Annotated in this window: 15 protein-coding genes and 2 tRNA genes; 7 read left to right on the forward strand and 10 right to left on the reverse strand. The window is 67.9% G+C overall.

The genetic code is table 11. From position 1 onward, the window contains the following. Window positions 1-370 precede the first annotated feature (370 nt). From WEE69_07840 to WEE69_07880, 9 genes are all read right to left on the reverse strand, one after another. A complete protein-coding gene (locus WEE69_07840) occupies window positions 371-646 on the reverse strand; it encodes an HU family DNA-binding protein (protein MEX1145200.1) in 276 nt (91 codons plus the stop codon). 464 nt (window positions 647-1,110) lie between these two features. Next, window positions 1,111-1,183 (reverse strand) — tRNA-Glu (locus tag WEE69_07845). 42 nt (window positions 1,184-1,225) lie between these two features. Then, window positions 1,226-1,297 (reverse strand) — tRNA-Gln (locus WEE69_07850). A gap of 663 nt (window positions 1,298-1,960) precedes the next feature. After that, entirely contained in the window at window positions 1,961-3,373 is a 1,413-nt protein-coding gene (gene gltX, locus WEE69_07855; GenBank protein ID MEX1145201.1) for a glutamate--tRNA ligase, read from the reverse strand. A gap of 21 nt (window positions 3,374-3,394) precedes the next feature. Continuing rightward, on the reverse strand, window positions 3,395-4,552 hold the full coding sequence (locus tag WEE69_07860; GenBank protein MEX1145202.1) for an acyl-CoA dehydrogenase family protein: 1,158 nt from the start codon (window positions 4,550-4,552) through the stop codon (window positions 3,395-3,397). 102 nt (window positions 4,553-4,654) lie between these two features. Beyond that, complete coding sequence (locus tag WEE69_07865; GenBank protein MEX1145203.1) at window positions 4,655-5,194, reverse strand: hypothetical protein; 540 nt, start codon at window positions 5,192-5,194, stop codon at window positions 4,655-4,657. A gap of 16 nt (window positions 5,195-5,210) precedes the next feature. Then, entirely contained in the window at window positions 5,211-6,824 is a 1,614-nt protein-coding gene (gene cimA, locus WEE69_07870) for a citramalate synthase (GenBank protein MEX1145204.1), read from the reverse strand. Next, on the reverse strand, window positions 6,817-7,737 hold the full coding sequence (locus tag WEE69_07875; protein MEX1145205.1) for a branched-chain amino acid transaminase: 921 nt from the start codon (window positions 7,735-7,737) through the stop codon (window positions 6,817-6,819). Before WEE69_07875 ends, cimA begins: the two co-directional genes overlap by 8 nt. A gap of 33 nt (window positions 7,738-7,770) precedes the next feature. Beyond that, on the reverse strand, window positions 7,771-8,766 hold the full coding sequence (locus WEE69_07880) for a 3-isopropylmalate dehydrogenase (GenBank protein ID MEX1145206.1): 996 nt from the start codon (window positions 8,764-8,766) through the stop codon (window positions 7,771-7,773). On the opposite strand from WEE69_07880, the gene WEE69_07885 reads away from it, so the two are divergent. The 5 genes from WEE69_07885 to leuD all read left to right on the forward strand — a co-directional run bounded on the left by WEE69_07885 (window position 8,744) and on the right by leuD (window position 12,475). Continuing rightward, complete coding sequence (locus tag WEE69_07885) at window positions 8,744-8,893, forward strand: hypothetical protein (protein MEX1145207.1); 150 nt, start codon at window positions 8,744-8,746, stop codon at window positions 8,891-8,893. The genes WEE69_07880 and WEE69_07885 overlap by 23 nt on opposite strands. 123 nt (window positions 8,894-9,016) lie before the next feature. Next, a complete protein-coding gene (locus tag WEE69_07890) occupies window positions 9,017-9,706 on the forward strand; it encodes a YceI family protein (GenBank protein MEX1145208.1) in 690 nt (229 codons plus the stop codon). A 43-nt stretch (window positions 9,707-9,749) separates the two neighbouring features. Beyond that, entirely contained in the window at window positions 9,750-10,223 is a 474-nt protein-coding gene (gene greA / locus WEE69_07895; GenBank protein ID MEX1145209.1) for a transcription elongation factor GreA, read from the forward strand. Window positions 10,224-10,364: 141 nt separating this feature from the next. Beyond that, window positions 10,365-11,762, forward strand: a complete 1,398-nt coding sequence (gene leuC, locus WEE69_07900; GenBank protein ID MEX1145210.1) for a 3-isopropylmalate dehydratase large subunit — start codon at window positions 10,365-10,367, stop codon at window positions 11,760-11,762. 110 nt (window positions 11,763-11,872) lie between these two features. Then, window positions 11,873-12,475: a 3-isopropylmalate dehydratase small subunit gene (gene leuD / locus WEE69_07905; protein MEX1145211.1), complete on the forward strand. Its 603-nt coding sequence runs from the start codon at window positions 11,873-11,875 to the stop codon at window positions 12,473-12,475. A gap of 64 nt (window positions 12,476-12,539) precedes the next feature. Here the strand turns inward: leuD and WEE69_07910 are convergent, their stop codons facing one another. Next, window positions 12,540-12,833, reverse strand: coding sequence for a prepilin peptidase (locus WEE69_07910; GenBank protein ID MEX1145212.1), 294 nt, complete (start codon window positions 12,831-12,833; stop codon window positions 12,540-12,542). Between the two features lie 187 nt (window positions 12,834-13,020). Here WEE69_07910 and WEE69_07915 point away from each other — a divergent pair, with 187 nt between their 5' ends. Both WEE69_07915 and WEE69_07920 read left to right on the forward strand, forming a co-directional pair. Continuing rightward, window positions 13,021-14,895: an ATPase, T2SS/T4P/T4SS family gene (locus WEE69_07915; protein MEX1145213.1), complete on the forward strand. Its 1,875-nt coding sequence runs from the start codon at window positions 13,021-13,023 to the stop codon at window positions 14,893-14,895. 12 nt (window positions 14,896-14,907) lie between these two features. After that, window positions 14,908-16,113 carry a type II secretion system F family protein gene (locus tag WEE69_07920; protein MEX1145214.1) on the forward strand — a complete coding sequence of 402 codons (1,206 nt, stop codon included), beginning with the start codon at window positions 14,908-14,910 and terminating at the stop codon, window positions 16,111-16,113. Window positions 16,114-16,115: the final 2 nt, after the last annotated feature.

The raw sequence follows: 16,115 nt of genomic DNA on the forward strand, positions 1-16,115 counted from the left end.
GACGCCGGCGCTTGGCCGGAGCCTTCTTGGCAGCTGTCGACTTGCGACGACGACGACGCTTTACGGGCGCCTTCTTCGCAGTCGACTTACGACGCCGGCGCTTGGCCGGAGCCTTCTTGGCAGCTGTCGACTTGCGACGACGACGCTTTACGGGCGCCTTCGCTGCGGTCGACTTCTTCCGACGACGGGTGGTCTTCCGTGCCGTCGACTTCCGGGCGGTCTTCTTCGCCCGACGCTTCGCCGGCTTACGGGCCGCCGTCCTCTTGGCCGCACTCTTGCGTGCGGTGCGTCTCTTTGCCGGAGGCACGGTCACCTACCTTTCATGCTGGTTGTGTTGCTCCGAGTTCGATCGACTTCGACCGACCCGGTCTCAGGTGTTCACCTGCTTCTTGAAGTCGGCACCCACCGAGAACTTGACGGCCTTCGCGGCCGGGATCGCTACAGGCTCGCCGGTGCGCGGGTTACGGCCCGTGCGCGCCGAACGCTGCGAGCGCGACCAGTTGCCGAATCCAGGCAGCGTGACCTTGTCGTCTGCTGCCACGGCGGCCTGAACGACGGTGATGAAGGCGTTGATTGCCTTCTCTGCATCCGACTTGGCGATACCGGCTTCGCCGGCAACCTTGTCGATGACCTCTGACTTGTTCACGCTTGCCTCCATGAGTCGTGCGTGCTCAACAAAGTCGAACGCATCCGTGTAGGCGTGTCAAGCATTTCGAGGCTTTCGCACCGGAATGCTTGCTTCATTGACCTACATCGGCTACGCGTCGTGATCGCTTCCCTTGCTGGTCAGGCGCGCGCACACCGCAGCGCGCGCACGCACGTAAGCAGTAACGGTAAAGCACTCACCCACCAAAGTGGTGGATATCCGCCACTTTTCTCAGGGAGCCAAAATCCGCGCCGGAACCGCGCGAGCGACGAGGATCTGCGCGTCTACGACGCGGGACGAACGCGTGCGCGTGACTCGCGACGAAGTGGACTGCTCTTGACCTCGAGCAAGGAGCGAGAGGTTCGCCGCGGGGTGGCTTTGCCGCCCCGCAACACCAGGGTCGCGACGAGGGCCGCGCCGGAGGGGGCAGACGGGGGAGGCCTGCCTCCCCCGTCTTGACTTTGCAGCCCCGAGCAGATTCGAACTGCCGTTTCCGCCTTGAGAGGGCGGCGTCCTAGGCCACTAGACGACGGGGCCGGAACCGACGCCGAAGAGCGCTTGCTCGGCGGCGCCGGGGTGCTCGGGGGGAAGGACTCGAACCCTCAACGACTGGACCAGAACCAGCTGTGTTACCGATTACACCACCCCCGACCGAGGCCAGGATAGCGAGTCCCGGAACGAGCTTCCCCACGCGAACGGCGCGGCCGAACCCGAAGATGCGACCGACGGACACACGCAGCGCTTCCGAGGCGTAACGCTTCCATTCGGTGAAGCCGTCGATCGGACTGGTCCGCGTGGGCGACGTCACCGCGTCGAGGCCGACCTCGTCCGCGATGAGCCGGATGCGCAGCGAATGGAACGGGTCCGACACGAGCGTGACGAGGTTCAACCCACGCTCGTTGAGCACGTGCGCCGAGGCCTGGAGAGACTCCACCGAGTTGTGGCTGTTGACCTCGAGCAGGAGCTTTTCGTCGGGCACGTTCTTCTCGCGGAGGTAGAGGTAGCCGGCCTGCGCCTCGGTGAAGCGGTCCCCAGGCTGCTTTCCGCCGGTGACGACAATCATCGGCTTCGGCTCTCCAGTCTCGCTCCACAACGTGTACGCATGGTCCAGCCGGGCCTGGAACACGGCGCTCGGGCGACCGTCGTACTGGGCTGCGCCGAGGACGATGATCGCTTCGGGCACGCGGCGATCGTCATCGTCGGCCGCGGCGATGACCTGCACGAACGTGACGCCGTAGTAGGCGACGAGGACCAGGCCGACCACGATCACGACCCGCCGGACGACCGTCCAGGTGAGCCAGGTCACGGGTGCCGCTACCCGTTGAGCCGTGCCCGTGCCGCCTGGATGCGCGCGAGCGCACGCTCGCGACCCAGCAGCACGATCGATTCGAACAGCGGCAAACCGGCCTTGCGCCCTTCCACCGCGGTGTAGACGGCGTGCATCACCTTTCCCGGCTTCACACCGAGCGGTTCGAGTGTGGGGCGGAGATCGATCCGATCGTCGGGCCACGCGCAGCTCTCGAGATGGGTCGCGACGGCATCGAGGATCTCGCCGACCTGCTCCGTCGCAGCCAACTTCTCCCAGGAGTCCTTCTCGATCGTGAACTTCCCCTCATCGACGAAGAGAAAGTCCATCTGATCGACGAGCGAGACAAGGGTGACGGCCCGCTCCTGACCGATGCGCAGCGCCTCGCGGAACACCGTCCGGTCGAGGCCGTCGCCGAAGCGGGCTTCGGCGAAGGGCAGGGCGCGCTCCTCCAGCTCGTCGAGCGAGATCCGGCGGATCCACTCGCCGTTCATCCAGTCGAGCTTCTTGTGGTCGAACGCCGCCGCCGCGTGCGTCACCCCGTCGAGGTCGAACGCGGCGACGATCTCCTCGATGCTCATGACCTCGCGGCCATCGTCCGGGGCCCAGCCGAGCAGCGCGAGGTAGTTGCATACGGCCTCACGCAAGTAGCCCGCCTCGCGGAACTCCTCGAGCGCGACCGAACCGTGACGCTTCGACAGCTTCGATCGGTCCGGTGCGAGGATCAGCGGGAGGTGCGCATACACCAGGGGCCCGCCTCCCAGCGCGTCACGGAGTGCGAGGACGCGGTGGGTCGAGTCGAGGAGGTCATCTCCCCTGATCACGTGGGTGATCTCCATGGCAAGATCGTCGACGGCGTTGGCAAGGAAGAAGATGGGATTGCCGTCGGAGCGCACGATCACGAAGTCGGGGATCGACGTCCACTCGACTGCCACTTCGCCACGGATGGCATCGACGAAGCGGCTCACCCCGTCGTCGGGCGTGCGGAACCGGATGGAGCGCGGCCGACCCTCCGCGGCGAGCGCAGCACGCTGATCCGCCGAGAGATCGCGGCAGTGCCCGTCGTAGCCCGGTGTTCTCCCGGCCTTCTTCGCGGCCTCGTTCTTCGCCTCGAGCTCCTCGGGCGTGCAGTAGCACTCGTATGCCCGGCCGCGTTCGACGAGATCGGCGGCGGCGGCGCGGTACTCGTCGAACCGGTCGCTCTGGAGGATCGGCCCTTCATCCCAGTCGAGACCGAGCCATCCGAGGATCCCCGGGATTCCCTCGACCCACTCGTCGCGTGACCGCTCTCGGTCGGTGTCCTCGATCCGAAGCGCGAAGACCGCGCCGTGGTGCCGCGCGTAGAGCCAGTTGAACAGCGCGGTACGAGCCGAACCCACATGCAACGACCCAGTCGGCGCGGGTGAAAACCGGACTCGCATGCCGGTGAGGGTACGGCACCCTCAGCCTCCCGTGATCTCCTCGAGGAGGCGGCGGGCGATCACGATGCGCTGGATCTGGTTCGTCCCCTCGTAGATCTGGGTCGCCTTGGCGTCGCGCATCATGCGCTCGACGGGGAACTCACGCACGTAGCCGACGCCGCCGAGGATCTGCACCGCGTCGGTCGTCACCTGCATCGCGGTGTCGGACGCGAACCACTTGGCCATCGCCGAGGCCTTCGACGTGCCGGGACCGCCGGCGTCGAGCAGCGAGCACGCCCGGTAGACGAGCAGCCGAGCCGCCTCGAGCTTGGTGGCCATCTCGGCGAGCATGAACTGGATGCCCTGAAAGTCGGCGACCCGGGAGCCGAACTGCGAGCGCTCGGTGGCGTAGCGGGCCGCAGCGTCGAGCGCGCCTTGCGCGATGCCGACGGCCTGGGCACCCACGATCGGGCGCGAGGAGTCGAGGGCCTGCATGGCGAATCCGAAGGCTTCGCCCTCCTCGCCGATCAGGTTGGCGGCCGGGACCGACACGTCGTCGAGGAGCACCTCGCCGGTGGGAGATGCCCGCATGCCCATCTTGTTCTCGATCTTGCCGATCGCGAGTCCCGCGAAGTCCTTCTCGACGACGAACACGCTGATCCCGTGGCGTGCGGAGTCGGGGTCCGTCTTGACGAACACGGTGTAGAAGTCGGAGATCCCGGCGTTGGTGATCCAGGCTTTGCGCCCGTTCAGCACGTAGTGGTCTCCATCTCGGACCGCCCGCGTGGACATCGAGGCCACGTCGCTGCCGCCCTGCGGCTCGGACAGGCAGTACGAGCCCTGCCACTCCCCTGCCGCGACCTTGGGCACCACACGGGCCTGCAGCTCGGGGGAGCCGTGCTGGAGAATCACCTCGCACGCCAGGCGGGAGATCAGGACGAACAGTGAAGAGGATGCGCAGACGCGGGCGACCTCCTCCACGAGCATGGCGTAGGCCAGGGTGTCGCCGCCGTCGCCGCCGTGCTCGACCGGGTACGGCAGGCGGATGAAGCCGGAGTCTCGGTACGCCTCGAACGACTTCCAGGGGAAGTCGGCGCACTCGTCGACCTCCGCCGCGTGCGGGGCGACCTGCTCCTCGGCGAATCGGCGCAGGGCACTGCGCAGCGCGTCGTGCTCCGGCGACAGCAGGAACTCGGCCACGGCCGGGTCAGGTTAGCCATCCACCTGACACAGGTGTCAGGTACCCAGAACCTTTTGGCGTCGATAGCTGTCGCATACGGACAGTCAGCGACGCCAAAACCTTCAGGCGTCGTCCGCTCGCTGTTTCAGCGCGGCGCGGATCTCGGCCACGCGGGGCGTGAGCGCCGACGGAGCGAGACGGAGCGCGTCGATGTCGACCGCGTCGCACAGCGCTCGGCGCCGGGGATAGTCCTCGTGCGCACCTTCGACACGCTGCACGCGCCACTTGGCGAAGTCGGGGTCGACACCCCCCTGGTACCCGAGCACGAGCATGGAGCACTCGACGTCGACCATCACGGGTGCGCGCCCGACCGAAGCCGCCCGCTTCATGGCGAGTTCGCCGATGACCGAAGCGGCGTCCGCGGCGTGCTCATGAGGAGCCAGTGCGATGCGATCGCGCGCACGGCCGACCAGCAAGAGCGCATAACCGATGTTCGGTCCCGGTGCCCCGAGGAACCGGCCCGCAGGCTGGCCGCCTCGGACGTCGCCCGGCCGGTCGGCCCGCCAGGGCTTCGCCGGCGGGTAGTGCACGCCGGGTGCGAGGTTCGGCTCCTGCCTCGGCGCTCCGTCGCGCGTGGAGGCGACGTACGGATCAGTTGGCATGCGTGCGGAGGGTAGGTCAGCCGGAGGCTTGACCCAACAACAACCCGTAGACGAGCGAGTCGTACAAGGCCTGCCACGACGCTTCGATGATGTTCTCGCTCACCCCGATCGTGGACCAGGTGCGATCGCCGTTCGTGGAGTCGATGAGCACTCGCGTGACCGCACCCGTGCCCTTCTGCGTGTCGAGGACCCGCACCTTGTAGTCGGTGAGGTGGACCCGGTCGAGCGCTGGGTACCGACCACCGAGCGCGCGGCGCAGCGCGGTGTCGAGCGCGTTCACCGGGCCGTTGCCTTCGGCCGTCGCGACCGTGCGCTCACCCCCCACATGAACCTTGATCGTCGCTTCAGTGCTCACACCCCCCGCGGTCGCGTCACCCTCCCCGGTCTGGAGGTCGTCGGTGATCACGCGGAAGGACTCGACCTCGAACCACGGCTGCTCCCATCCGGTGGCGCGCCGCATGAGCAGCTCGAGCGACGCGTCGGCCACCTCGAAGTGGTAACCCTCGTGCTCCATCCGCTTGAGGGTGTCGACGACGTCGTTGACCTGCGGGCCGTCGAGCTCGAGCCCGAGCTCCTCGGCCTTGAGCAAGATCGTCGACTTGCCGGCTAGCTCCGACACCACGAACCGCGTGCCGTTGCCCACCGTGTCGGGAGGAACGTGCTCGTAGGCATCCGGTCGCTTCTTGATCGCGCTGGTGTGCAGGCCCGCCTTGTGCGCGAACGCGGACTCGCCCACGTACGCCGCTTGCGGGTTCAATGCCATGTTCACGAGCTCAGCGACGTGGTGCGCCACCGGCGTGAGCCGCTCGAGCCGGTCAGCGGGGATGGTCTCGATCCCCATCTTCAGCGTGAGGTTCGGGATGATCGTCGTGAGGTTGCAGTTCCCGGTCCGCTCGCCGTAGCCGTTGATCGTGCCCTGCACCTGCATCGCGCCGCCGCGTACCCCGGCGAGCGCGTTCGCCACACCGGTGCCGGCATCGTCGTGGAGGTGCACGGCGATCCCGACGTCGCCGCCGAAATAGCTCACGACCGCTCGCACCGTGGCTTCCACCTCGTCGGGCAGCGTGCCGCCATTCGTGTCACACAGCACGAGCCGCGTCGCGCCTCGCTGCACCGCGGCTTCGAGCACGCGGAGGCTGAACTCGGGCGTACGCCGATAGCCGTCGAAGAAGTGCTCGGCGTCGAAGAACACGTCGAGACCGTTGCCACAGAGGAACTCGATTGAGTCGGCCACCATCGCGACCCCTTCGTCGAGCGTGGTGCCGAGCGCCTCGGTGACGTGGTAGTCCCAGCACTTTCCGACGATGCACACGGTCGACGTGCCCGCCTCCACGAGGTTGCGCAACGTGTCGTCGGAGTCGACCTTGCCCTTCGGACGGCGCGTCGAGCCAAAGGCGACGAGCGTGCTGGTGTCGAGCACGAGCTCGGTGGCGGCCCGCCGGAACATCTCGTCGTCCTTGGGGTTCGAGCCCGGCCAGCCCGCCTCGATGAAGTGCACGCCGAGCCAGTCGAGCTGCTCGGCGATGCGCAGCTTGTCGTCGACCGTCAGCGAGATCCCCTCGAGCTGAGACCCATCGCGAAGCGTCGTGTCGTAGATCTCGACGCTTGCTGGTGCCGCAGACTCACTCACGGACATATTCCAACCAGTCCGCGTACTTCTCCACCTCGCCGTGGACGGTCGCGAAGTAGGTCTCTTGGACCTTGCGCGTGAGCTCACCGGGGTCGCCGATCTCGCGGTCATCGACCTCCCGGATGGGCACAACCTCCGCCGCGGTGCCGGTGAGGAAGGCCTCGTCGGCCAGGTACAGGTCGGTCCGCAGCAACGCCTCTTCGCGCACCTCGTAGCCGAGGTCGCGAGCGATCGTCATCACGGAATCACGCGTGATGCCCTCGAGCGCGCCCGACGACAGTGGCGGTGTGCGGAGCACACCATCCGTGACCACGAACAGGTTCTCGCCGGTGGCCTCCGACACCTCACCGTTCATGTTCAGGAGCACCGCCTCGTCGTACCCACCCTTGATCGCCTCGACCTTGGCCAGGCTCGAGTTCACATAGATCCCCGTGCCCTTCGCCGCGACCGGGTTGATGTTCGGGTCCATGCGGCGCCACGTGGAGATCTTCATGCGCACGCCGCGCTTGATCCCTTCGTCGCCGAGGTACGTCCCCCAAGGCCACACCGCGATCGAGACGTTCACCTTGCACGGGAGCGGGTTCAATCCCATCTCCCCGTACCCGAGGTACGCGAGGGGGCGGATGTAGCAGCCCTCGACCTCGTTGACCCGTACCGTCTCCTTCGTCGCCTCGACCAGCTCCTCGACCGAGAACGGGAGCTCCATCAGCAGGAGCGACGCCGAATCCTGCAGGCGCTGGATGTGGTCGGTGAGACGGAAGACGGCCGGACCGCGCGACGTCGGATAGGCACGGATGCCCTCGAACACGCCCGACCCGTAGTGGAGCGTGTGGGTGAGGACGTGGACGGTCGCGTCGTCCCAATCGACGAGCGTCCCGTCCATCCAGATCTTCTGGGTCTTCTCGATCGGCATCGCGCCCCTGCTTCCCTTCGCTCTTCCTGGTGGCTACTGCACTCGCTCGGCGATCGTGTCGCCGATCTCGCTCGTCGTTCCGGTCACGTCATCGGACTTCTCGACGGCCTCACGCACCCGCACAGCGGCGTCGCTCTCGCCGAGGAACTCCAACATCATCGCCGCCGAGACGATCGCCGCGCGCGGATCGGCGCGCCCGGTGCCCACGATGTCAGGCGCGGACCCGTGCACCGGCTCGAACACCGAAGGCCCGGTGCGCGCAGGGTTGAGGTTGGCCGACGCGGCGCGACCGATCCCACCCGAGACGGCGCCACCGAGATCGGTGAGGATGTCGCCGAACAAGTTGTCGGTGACGATCACGTCGTAACGCGCCGGATCCTGCACCAGGTAGATGCACGCCGCATCGACGTGGTGGTAGGCCGTCCCGACGTCGGCGAACTCCGTGGCGACTTCGTCGAACGCGCGCTGCCACAGGTCGCCGGCGAACTGGAGCACGTTGGTCTTGTGCACGAGGGTCACGTGCCGGCGGCCCCGAGAGCTGGCGAGGTCGAACGCGAACCGCACACAGCGCTCGACACCGAAGCGAGTGTTGACCGAGCCCTGCGTGGCGATCTCGCTCGGCGTGCCCTTCCGCAGGAAGCCACCTTCACCTGCGTACACACCCTCGGTGTTCTCGCGGACCACAACCATGTCCACACCGTCGTTGAAAGGACTCGGCCCGGCGACGAAAGGACGCAAGTTCACGAAGAGATCGAGCTCGAAGCGCAACCGCAGCAGCAGACCCCGCTCGAGCACGCCGGGCGGCACCTCGGGAGTCCCGACCGCGCCGAGCATCACCGCGTCGAGGCCACGGATCGCGGCGAGGTCGTCGTCGGGCAGCACCTCGCCGTCGCGCAGGTAGCGGGCACCACCGAGGTCGAAGGCCACCGGGGTGTAGGCCACCCCGGCCGCGTCGACCACCTTCATGGCCTCGACCACGACCTCGGGGCCGATCCCGTCCCCCCCGATGATCCCGATCCTGTGGGTCACTTCGCTCCTGTGCGTGCTCGCCGTGTGGTGCTGCGGTCCTGACAACGAAAAACCGCCCACCGAGGTGGACGGTCGGGGGCGAACGCCGGTGGCCGGCGTCCGCTACGAGATGACGATGACGGGCTGATGCGCCATGGGTCGTCCATTCTCCCAGTCGCCTGAGAGTGGGTCAACCGGCTTCCGTGCCGATCCGTCGAGCGCGCTCGCACGTAGTACCAAGGGCCCCGTCCTCACCAGGAGGTCAGCGGTCGTGAGGAAGCTCGGGTTGCTCGCGGGTGGGATCGTCATGACCTTGGTCGCCGGCTTCGGCTTCTACTGGCTCGTGCTGCGGGACGACCCAGCTCCTCCCGCCAAGATCAAGCAGACCAAGGTGGCGACGGGCGCCGACGCGCCCGAAGGGCTGCTCGACGGCACGTACGCGCTGCGCTCGTCCGACGGCGACTCGTTCGTCGGCTACCGCGTCGAGGAGCAGTTCGTGGCGGGCGCCATCAACGGCACCGCCACCGGTCGCACTCCGGAGATCGAGGGCAGCCTCTCGATCTCGGGCACCACCGTCGACGGCGTCACGATCACCGCCAACGTGCAGGCGCTGGTGTCCGACGAGTCGAGGCGCGACAACCGGATCCGCACCTCGGGACTGGAGACCGACACGTTCCCCAACGCGGAGTTCGTGCTCGACGAGCCCATCGAGCTCGGGACGCTCCCCGCCGCCGGCGAGACCGTCGAGGTCACCGCCGTCGGTCACCTGACGCTGCACGGGGTGACGCGCGACGTGGAGATCCCGCTCGAGGCTCGCTGGGATGGAACGCGCGTACAGGTGGTCGGCCGACTGCCGATCGTGTTCTCCGACTACGACATCGACGCCCCCTCGGTCCCCGGGTTCGTGACCGTGGACGACCGGGGCGAGATGGAGCTCCAGCTCTTCTTCGAGCCGGAGTGAACTCCACGCCGGAATGCGTCAGACCGGCGGTTACGCTCCGGTCATGGACGAGGTGCATCTCTCTCCCGACGCGTACGAACGCCTTCGCAAGGAGGCGGATTGGCGCTCGGGTGAGCGGCGCGACGAGATCTCCCAGTGGATCGAACGGGCCCGTGAGCATGGCGACATCAGGGAGAACGCCGACTTCGACGCGGCCAAGAACGAGCAGGGCCTCAACGAGGGCCGCATCCGCCAGCTCGAGGTGATGCTGCGCGCCTCCCGCGTCGTCGAAGGCGCCGAGGGCGACGTGGTCGCCCCGGGCACGATCGTCGAGGTCCGCATGGACGACGATGCCGAGACGACCCACTACCTCGTGGGGTCGATCGAGGAGCGCCACGACTCGCACGACGTGCTCTCGACCTCGTCCCCACTCGGCCGGGCGTTGATGGGGGCGGCCCCCGGCGAGGTCAGGAGCTACAAGGGCCCCCGCCGCACGTTTCAGGTCGAGGTGGTGAGCGTCAAGCCCCTGACTGGGTAAGGAAAGGGGCGGGGCTGCCGATTCGCCGCGCCGGCGGCGGTGTCGACGGTGCCGCCGCCCGCTCCGTCGCCCGCCGCCGGCCGGTTCTCCCGCCACCCCAATGCCGGCGGTCGCCGCGAAGGGCCGTGCCACAATCGCCGCATGGCAACGCTCTCCGACAAGGTCTGGGAGCGCCACGTCGTGCGCCGCGCCGACGGTGAGCCAGACCTTCTCTATGTGGACCTGCACCTCGTGCACGAGGTCACGTCGCCGCAGGCGTTCGACGGGCTCCGCATCCAGGGCCGCACCGTGCGCCGCCCCGACCTCGCGGTCGCCACCATCGACCACAACAACCCCACGGCCGACGTCGACCTCGCGCATCCCGACCCGGTCTCCGCCGAGCAGATGGCGGTGCTGGCCAGGAACTGCGAGGAGTTCGGCATCCGCTTCTACGGGATGGGTGACCCCCGGCGCGGGATCGTGCACGTCATCGGCCCCGAGCAAGGCCTCACGCTCCCCGGCATGACCGTGGTCTGTGGCGACAGCCACACCTCGACCCACGGCGCGTTCGGGGCGCTCGCTTTCGGGATCGGCACGAGCGAGGTGGAGCACGTGCTCGCCACCCAGACGCTCCCTCAAGTCCGACCGGCCACGATGGCGGTGATCGTGGAGGGCGACCTGGACGCGGGCGTGACCGCCAAGGACGTGGTGTTGTCGATCATCGCCCGCATCGGTACCGGGGGCGGGATCGGCTCGATCATCGAATACCGCGGCTCGGCCATCCGCGGGCTGTCGATGGAGGGCCGCATGACGGTCTGCAACATGTCCATCGAGGCTGGCGCCCGCGCGGGGATGGTCGCACCCGATGAAACCACCTTTTCGTGGCTCGAGGGCCGGCCGTTCGCCCCGAAGGGCAAGGACTGGGAGACCGCACTGGACGACTGGCGCACGCTCGCGACCGACCCCGACGCCGGCTTCGACACCGAGGTCGAGATCGACGCGGCGACGATCCGCCCGTCGGTGAGCTGGGGCACGAACCCGGCGCAGACCGTGGGCATCGACGACGTGGTGCCCGAGCCCGACTCGTTCCCGGAGCTGAGCCAGCGGGAGTCGGCGATGCACGCGCTGCGCTACATGGGCCTCAAGGCCGGGACACCGATCCGTGACATCGCCGTCGACACCGTGTTCATCGGCTCGTGCACCAACTCGCGCCTCGAGGACCTCCGGGCCGCGGCCGAGGTGGTTCGGGGGCGCTCCGTGCGAGACGGGCTGCGGGCCATGGTGGTGCCGGGCTCGTCCAAGGTGAAGGCGGATGCCGAGGCCGAGGGACTCGACGAGGTCTTCCGTGCCGCGGGGTTCGACTGGCGGGAGTCAGGGTGCTCGATGTGCCTGGCGATGAACCCCGACAAGCTCGCGCCCGGCGAGCGGGCGGCCTCCACCTCGAACCGCAACTTCGAGGGTCGCCAGGGCAAGGGGGGCCGCACGCACCTCGTGTCGCCCACCGTGGCAGCTGCCACGGCCATCGCCGGCCGCTTCACGACTCCCGAGGACTTGCCGTGAGCAGGTCTGCCAACGCGGCACCGGAGCGAGCGGAGCGAGCGAAGGTGCTCGCCCAGTGAGCGAACGCCGCGGGCCGGGTATCCCGGCCCGCAGAGAGTGAGCGAGGACTGATGCCTGATCCCGTCGAGCAGATCGTGGGGCGGGCGGTGCCGCTGAACCGCTCCGACGTCGACACCGACCAGATCATCCCCAGCGATTGGCTCAAGCGGGTCGAGCGCACCGGCTTCGGCGCAGGGTTGTTCTCGGAGTGGCGCGAGAGCAGCGACTTCGTGCTCAACCGTCCCGAGTACCAGGGCGACGACGTGCGCGTGCTCGTGGCCGGGCCGAACTTCGGTACCGGATCCTCTCGGGAGCACGCGCCCTGGGCGCTCGAGGACTACGGCTTCGAGGCCATCATCTCTGCGCGCTTCGCCGACATCTTCCGCAACAACTGCCTGAAGATCGGCCTCGTGCCCGTGGAGCTCCCGCAGGGCGTGGTGGACCGGATCATGGCCGCGGTCGAGGACGACCCCCAGGTCGAGATCGTGGTCGACGTGGTCGACCGCCGCGTCGCCGTCCCCGCGCTCGACCTCGACGAGCCGTTCGCACTCGACGACTTCCACCACCACCGCCTGGTCAACGGCCTCGACGACATCGCGCTCACCCTCCAGCAGGCCGACGAGATCGCTGCCTACGAAACCGGCCGAGCCGCCTGGTTGCCAGTGGTCACCTGATCTCGCTCCGTCGCGGACGCTCCCTCACTTCAGAGCGCCCTCCGCTGCGCTCCGGGCGCCGCACTCACACAATCAGGAGGACGTAGACGCCCAGCGCCAGGGCGGCCCCGGCCACCTCCACCGCGGGGTACCACCAGGGGATCCGGGCTCCGCAGCATCGGGCGCGCCCACGCCGCAGGAGATAGCCAACCACCGGCAGGTTGTCCCTGGCGCCGATCTGGACGCCGCAGATGCACCGGCTCCGCCCGCCCAGGGATTCGCCCCGAGGGAGGCGGTCGATCGCCACCCCGGTGAACGACCCCACACACGCCCCGACGGCCCCGGCAGCCAGTGCCCCCACGATCTCCGCTCCCGACACCGGCCCATGGTGGCCCGTGATCTGGGCGTCCGGCGGGACCGATCCGCACCCCTTTGCCACAGAACGTGAGAGTTCTGCCACAGCGAGCGCTAGAACGCCCGACTCCTGCCGTTTCCCTGGTGGGCTCTCAAGCCCTTGTCCAGCAAGGCCGATGGCCTACTGGGACGGGACCAACGAGGAGGAACCGGTGAGACTGCGCCGCAAGGCCGTCGACATCGTCGTCGCGGACGACGAAGAGGAAGAGCGCCCCCCGCGACCCAAGCGGGCCGAGCGCGCCGAGAAGCGCACGGCCGCCGCCACGGTCGACGCGCCGATCCACTGGACCGCCGCGGGCGGCTCGCTGGACGATGTGATGCCGGTGCACGCACGGACCGGCGTCCCGGGCAGCACCAGCCTCCTCGGCGAGCGACTCATCTCCCGTGGCCTGATCGCGCGCGAGCAGCTCGACCACGCGCTCGCGGAGCAGGTGGCGTCGGGCAAGCGACTCGGCACGCAGCTCGTGGAGCTCGGCTCCATCAACGAGCGCCAGCTCATCGAGACGCTCGCCGAGCAACAGGATCTCAAGGTCGCCGACCTGCGCCTTACCGTCCCCGAACCTGCGGCCGTCGTGCGCTTCCCCGAAGCGCTCGCGCGCGGGTTCGAGGTCGTGCCCGTGCGCCAGACTGCCGAAGGACTCGAGATCGCGGTGGCCGAGGTGATCTCCGCCGAGACGCGCACGGCCATCGAAGCCGGCACCGGGTGTCCGATCTCGGTGGTGCTCGCACCGCCGTCGGAGATCCGCCGCGCCATCGACCAGGCATACCTGGCACTCGACGGTGTCGAGCAGCAGGTCCGCGCGTTCGAAGACTTTGCCTCGAGTCGGCCGCGGGTCGAGGCCCAGACCCAGATCGTTGTGGACGACCACGCGCCCGTCGTGCAGGTCGTGACGCTGCTCCTCACCCAAGCGGTCCGCGACCGCGCGTCCGACATCCACATCGAACCACAAGATGGCTCGGTGCGCGTGCGCTTCCGCATCGACGGCGTCTTGCGCGACGTGACCACGGTGCCTGCCGCCATGGCCGACGCGCTCATCAGCCGCATCAAGGTCATGGCCGACATGAACATCGTCGAGCGTCGGCGATCGCAGGACGGCCAGATTCAGACGATGGTCGACGACCGGCCGCTGGACATCCGCGTCGCGACGACGGCGACGATCTGGGGCGAGAAGGCGGTGCTCCGCCTGCTCGACAAGACCCGCAGCCTCCGCGCGCTCGGGCAGCTCGGCATGACGCCCGAGACGGCTGCTGAGTTCTCCCGGCTCGTCTCCTCGCCGTTCGGGATGGTGATCTGTGCCGGTCCGACCGGGAGCGGGAAGACCACCACGCTCTACGCCGCACTGACCGAGATCAACGATCCGGAGCGCAACATCACCACGATCGAGGATCCCGTCGAATACGTGCTGCCCTCGATCAACCAGATCCAGGTGAACAAGCAAGCCGGCATCACCTTCGCCGACGGCTTGAAGTCGATCCTGCGCCAGGACCCCGACGTGATCCTCGTGGGTGAGATCCGTGACGTCGAGACGGCTCGGATCGCCGTTCAGTCGGCGCTCACGGGTCACTTGGTGCTGTCTTCGCTCCACGCGACCGACGCCGCGACTGCGCTCCAGCGCTTCCGTGACATGGGCATCGAGTCGTTCCTCATCACGTCGTCGGTGATCGCGATCGAGGCGCAACGACTGGTGCGGCGCATCTGCCAGTCGTGCAAGCAGCAGTATGAGCCGACCCCGGCCGAGCGCACGTTCTTCGAGCAGAGCACCGGCCGCGTGAAGGAGCAGTACTGGCACGGCACGGGCTGCAACATCTGCTCGCACAGTGGCTACATCGACCGCATCGGCGTCTACGAGCTGATGCGCGTCTCCGACGCCATCCGGGAGCTCGTCGTCGACAACGCGAGCCACGAGGACCTGCGCGCCATGGCGGTCGCGGAGGGGATGACGACCCTGCGCGACGAGGTGCTGCGGCTCATCGAGCAGGACGTGACGACCGTTGCCGAAGCCATCCGCAGCGTGTTCGTTCGATAAGGGGCAGACACCATGCCCACGTTCAAGTACATCGCAAGCGGCGCTGGCGGTGGCCGCCAGGCCGGGACCATCTCTGCGCCGAGCGCCATCAGCGCGCGCTACGAGCTCCTGGGCCGCCAGCTCCAGGTCAGGTCCCTGAAGGAGCGCAAGAAGTTCACGCAGATCGAGATCACCAAGAAGAAGATCAAACCGATCGACATCGCCAACCTCTCGCGCCAGCTCGGCGCGTTCCTGCGCGCCGGCATCCCGATCATCGACGCGCTCGAGGCGATCTCGACCGAGTCCGCAAGTCCGCAGTTGCGCTCGATGCTCGCCGAGCTGGTGGACCAGCTCCGGGCGGGCGATCCGTTCTCCGAGACGATCGCCGCGCACGCGGAGCACTTCCCGTCGTACTTCCCGGGCATCATCCGCTCGGCTGAGCTCAGCGGGCAGCTCGACGTGGTCCTCGAGCAGCTCGCGGGTTACATCGACCGCGACCTCGAGACCCGCCGCAAGATCAAGTCGGCGTTGACCTACCCGGCCATCCTCGGTGTCATGTCGCTCGTGACGGTCGTGGTCCTGATCGGGTTTGTCCTGCCCAAGTTCAAGGAGTTCTTCGAGGGCATGGACGCGACGCTGCCCGTGACCACCAAGTTCCTCTTGGACCTCGGTGGCTTCATGGGTTCATACGGGCACTTCGTGTTCGCGTCGTTGGGGATCATCGGTGTGCTCATGTTCCTCTACGCCCGATCCGAGCCTGGGCACCAGACTCGCGACCGCCTCTCGCTGCGACTCCCGCTCATGCGGGACGTCACGCGGGCGTCGGTCATCGAACGCTTCTGCCGGATCCTCAGCGCGATGGTGCAGGCCGGCATCCCGATCGCTGACTCGATGAACGCGGCGATCGACAGCACCGACAACCGAGTGTTCAAGAAGGAGCTCATTCCCGCGAGCGAGCGCATGCTCCGCGGTGAGGGCCTCGCGCGTCCGCTCGCCGAGACCGACCTGTTCCCCGGCATGGTCACGCAGATGATGCGAGTCGGCGAAGAGACCGGCACGCTCGACAAGCAGCTTGACATCGCCGCCGACTTCTACGAGAAGGAACTCACCTTCAAGCTCGCGAAGCTCACCTCGATGTTCGAGCCGATGGTGATCATCTTCATGGGACTCGTGGTCGGCTTCGTCGCCGTCGCGCTCGTGCAGGCGATGTACGGCGTGTACAACCAGTCCAGCCCCTGATC

The organism is Acidimicrobiia bacterium (genome assembly GCA_040881685.1).
In the GTDB taxonomy this organism is placed as follows: Bacteria; Actinomycetota; Acidimicrobiia; order IMCC26256; family PALSA-555; genus SHVJ01.